Here is a 1,224-nt window from a genome sequence, read left to right as displayed (position 1 = left end):
GCCGGGCAGGCGTGAGCCGCACGGACTTGGCCGAGATGATGCCCAACGACTGAGCCCAAAAAGGGCAAGGCAACCCTTGCCCTTTCCCAAAATCGATCAATGCTGACCTAACCACCCATTTCCTTGAAGGAGGACTTTATGAGCAATGCCCACCTCGATGCCTTGAACGACCTGCTGGGCGCTCGCGATAAACGGCGAGCCAAGCTGGCCGGAGAGCGTCCAAACGACCACCAACCGCAGAAGAAAGCAGCCTTCGACCAGTCGCTGGCGAAGGACCAGGCCGATATCCAGGAGAAGCAACAAGCCGTGTTGGACTGGGCCAAGCAAGCCAAGCCCGACGAGATCACCGACGCGCGTGAGCGGTTGCACGCACAGGTGCAGCAGCGCGCTGAAGACGCGCCCAAAGACAAGCACGCCCAAGTGGTGTTCAGCACCGTGGACGAATGGCGACAGAAGCGCCAGCAGAAGGACGGAGGGCAATCCTTGGGGGAAAACATCCCCATGCTGACTGCGGCCCAGCGGCAGCAAACCATGGGGCCTGGTAAGTTGGGCTACGCGCACTACGCCGCCAGCGCGAAGAAGGAAGCGGACTTCATGAAGCGCTATGAGGCGGGCTTCGACTGGGACAAGCACGAGGCCCAAGTCCAGAAGAACATCTACCGTCAATGACGGTCCATTCCCCGTGTCGCATCCAGGGCCCTTCGGGGCCCTTTTTGTTGGGCACGTTCCCTTGTTTGTGAGTGGATCGATCTACCCATAAAAGCAAACGGAAAAAGCGGCTCAAAGCAAGAAGCGGGGTGGGGGTTGATCATCTGGGGAAGAGAGAAAAAAAGGTTTGACTAAACATCAAAAGTGTCGATCAATCGAGATTTTTAGGGTTGCCAGTTTTATGGGATGTGGTTGACTGTAATCAGTCAAACACAACCGGGGGAGGCCCTTATGTATATTTTTGCCGATGCTTACGAGTTCGCCGTGGACAACGTGGGGAACCTGCTGATCACCTTGCTTTCGTTTTCGGTGGTGAGCTACGTGGCCGCCAACGTGGCAGGGTTGCTGGCTTGATGGCCTGGTTGAGGGGGGATTTGGAGCAGATGGATCTGCACACCGTTTCGCTTTTCCTACAAACCGGGGTTTTGGTTGGCGCGGCTTTCATCCTCAAGATCGCTTGCTGATTGCCAAAACCGAAAAAGACGGTATGCAAAGGGGATGGAACCCCAACACGAC

General features: G+C 56.5%; 2 protein-coding genes. Both read left to right on the top strand.

Annotation, left to right across the window (positions count from 1 at the left end; translation table 11 throughout):
* Positions 1-138 precede the first annotated feature (138 nt).
* Positions 139-669 carry a hypothetical protein gene (locus AB0E19_RS38805; RefSeq protein WP_049419277.1) on the top strand — a complete coding sequence of 177 codons (531 nt, stop codon included), beginning with the start codon at positions 139-141 and terminating at the stop codon, positions 667-669.
* A gap of 270 nt (positions 670-939) precedes the next feature.
* On the top strand, positions 940-1,062 hold the full coding sequence (locus AB0E19_RS38800; RefSeq protein ID WP_255313069.1) for a hypothetical protein: 123 nt from the start codon (positions 940-942) through the stop codon (positions 1,060-1,062).
* Positions 1,063-1,224: the final 162 nt, after the last annotated feature.

The organism is Streptomyces sp. NPDC047974, from assembly GCF_040653375.1.
In the GTDB taxonomy this organism is placed as follows: domain Bacteria; phylum Actinomycetota; class Actinomycetes; order Streptomycetales; family Streptomycetaceae; genus Streptomyces.
Note: the sequence above shows the minus strand (reverse complement) of the source record. Positions and strands in the feature narration are given on the sequence as shown.